This window comes from Streptomyces sp. NRRL B-24572 (assembly GCF_002156145.1).
GTDB classification, from domain to species: domain Bacteria; phylum Actinomycetota; class Actinomycetes; order Streptomycetales; family Streptomycetaceae; genus Streptomyces; species Streptomyces vietnamensis.
In genome coordinates this window covers 1-2,552 of the sequence record NZ_MWIG01000694.1, presented here as the reverse complement: position 1 = coordinate 2,552, position 2,552 = coordinate 1, and the positions used below count along the sequence as shown (strand labels likewise).

The 2,552-nt window shown below is 72.3% G+C and carries 3 protein-coding genes; 2 read left to right on the top strand and 1 reads right to left on the bottom strand.

Annotated elements, in window-relative coordinates; genetic code table 11:
* The coding region (locus CCN56_RS43975) for a hypothetical protein (protein WP_218779479.1) at positions 1-213 on the bottom strand (213 nt) is incomplete at its 3' end.
* Between the two features lie 106 nt (positions 214-319).
* Here CCN56_RS43975 and CCN56_RS33805 point away from each other — a divergent pair.
* Positions 320-1,483 carry an acetyl-CoA acetyltransferase gene (locus tag CCN56_RS33805; protein WP_086831650.1) on the top strand — a complete coding sequence of 388 codons (1,164 nt, stop codon included), beginning with the start codon at positions 320-322 and terminating at the stop codon, positions 1,481-1,483.
* A 111-nt stretch (positions 1,484-1,594) separates the two neighbouring features.
* Positions 1,595-2,552, top strand: a 958-nt coding sequence (locus tag CCN56_RS33800; RefSeq protein WP_086831649.1) for an FAD-dependent monooxygenase, incomplete at its 3' end; no start/stop codon positions are given.

The following is a 2,552-nucleotide window of genomic DNA, read 5'->3' as shown; positions in this document are numbered from 1 at the left end:
TGGCCGAGCACGCCGGGCCCCGTGAGAACCGCGCCGCCACCGCCACCCCCGAGGGCTACGACGCCGCCCTCTGGGCCCGGCGTGCTCGGCCAGGAGGTCCCGCAGGGTGCGGCGGATCTCGTGCCCGGCCGGGGTGAGCGGCGCGGTGCTCGGCGGCTCGTCGGGCGGTTCCGTTCGCGGGGCGTCGAGCGCGGCGGTTTCGGCGGCGTCCATGGGGCTCCCTCCGTATCTGACGGTGCGTCATGCTAGGGCGGTGCAGGTCCCGTTGCCCAGAGAAGCGCCGGTCCCGATTCAAGGAATCTGATGTACCGTCAGATTCATGCCCACCACCACACGCAGCACCCGCCGCGTCGCCGTCGTCGGCGTCTCCCTCTCCGACTGCGGCCGGGTCGACGAGGCCACCCCCTACGCCCTGCACGCCCAGGCCGCCCGGCGCGCCCTCGCGGACAGCGGCCTGGACCGCTCGCTGATCGACGGCCTCGCCTCGGCGGGCCTCGGCACGCTCGCACCGGTCGAGGTCGCCGAATACCTGGGCCTGCGCCCCCGCTGGGTGGACTCGACCGCCGTCGGCGGCGCCACCTGGGAGGTCATGGCCGCGCACGCCGCCGACGCGATCGCCGCGGGCCACGCGAACGCGGTCCTGCTCGTGTACGGCTCCACCGCCCGCGCCGACATCCGGGCCCGGCGCCGCACCTCGAACCTCTCCTTCGGCGCGCGCGGCCCGCTGCAGTTCGAGGTCCCGTACGGGCACACCCTGATCGCCAAGTACGCGATGGCCGCCCGCCGCCACATGCACGAGTACGGCACGACCCTGGAGCAGCTCGCGGAGGTGGCCGTCCGGGCGCGGGCGAACGCGGCGCTGAACCCGGAGGCGATGTTCCGCGAGCCGATCACCGTCGACGAGGTCCTGGACGGGCCGATGATCGCGGACCCGTTCACCAAGCTGCACTGCTGCATCCGCAGCGACGGCGGCTGCGCGGTGCTGCTGGCGGCCGAGGAGTACGTCCAGGACTGCCGTACGGCCCCGGTGTGGGTGCTCGGCACGGGTGAGCACGTCTCGCACACCACGATGTCCGAGTGGGAGGACTTCACGGTCTCCCCGGCGGCCGTCAGCGGCCGGCTCGCCTTCGAGCGGGCGGGCGTGCGCCCCGCGGACATCGACGTCGCCGAGATCTACGACGCCTTCACCTACATGACCCTGGTGACCCTGGAGGACCTGGGCTTCTGCGCGAAGGGCGAGGGCGGGGCGTTCGTCCAGGAGAAGGACGGGCTGCCGGTGAACACGGACGGCGGCGGACTCTCGGCCTGCCATCCGGGGATGCGGGGCCTGTTCCTGCTCGTGGAGGCGGTGCGCCAACTGCGGGGCGAGGCACCGGGGTTGCAGGTGCGGAGGCCGGACGGATCGCTGCCGGAGCTGGCGGTGGCCTCGGGGACGGGGGGCTGGTTCTGCTCCTCGGGGACGGTGGTCCTGGGCCGCGGCTGACCGGCCGCCGAGGAATCTATACAAGCGTCATAGACAACCGTGTAGGACATCCGTATAGTCATGTCTGCGGGCAGGAGAACGGCCCGCAGACACCCGACAAGGAGTCCTGCCATGACCAGCACCGCCAAGACCGTCCTGATCTCCGGCGCCTCGATCGCCGGCCCCGCCCTCGCCCTCTGGCTGCACCGCTACGGCTTCGCCCCCACCGTCGTCGAGCGCGCCCCCGAACTGCGCACCGGCGGCTACAAGGTGGACATCCGCGGCACCGCGATCGAGGTCTGCCGCCGGATGGGGATCCTCGACGAGATCCGCGCCAACTCCACGGACATGCGCGGCGGTTCGTACGTCGACGACGCCGGCCGCACCATCGGCGAACTGCCCGCCGACATCTTCGGCGGACGCGTCGAGGAGGACGACGAGATCATGCGCGGCGAGCTCGCACGCATCCTGTACGACCGGACCCGCGAGGACGTCGAGTACGTCTTCGGCGACTCGATCGCCTCCCTCGCGGAGGACACCGACGGCGTCACCGTCACCTTCGAGTCCGGCGCCGTCCGCCGCTTCGACCTGGTCGTCGGCGCCGACGGACTCCACTCCCACACCCGGAAGCTCGTCTTCGGCCCGGAGGAGCGGTTCAAGCGCCACCTCGGCGCGTACATCTCCATCTTCACGGCCCCCAACCACCTGGGCCTGGACCGCTGGGAGACGTACCACGCGCTCCCCGGGAAGCTGACCTGCGTCTACAGCTCCGCCGGCGAGACCGATGCCAAGAACCTCTTCATCTTCTCCTCCCCCCAGGAGCAGCCCGACCACCGCGACACCGCCGCCCAGAAGCGCTTCCTCACCCGCACCTTCCAGGGCGACGGCTGGGAGATCCCGCGCCTGCTCGGGCACGCCGCCGAGGCCGACGACTTCTACCTGGACTCCATCGCCCTCGTGGAGCTGGACCACTGGTCCACCGGCCGGGTCGTCCTGCTCGGCGACGCCGCCCACTGCACCTCCCCCGCCTCCGGCCAGGGCACGGGCCTCGCCCTCACCGGCGCGTACATCCTGGCGGGCGAGCTCGCCC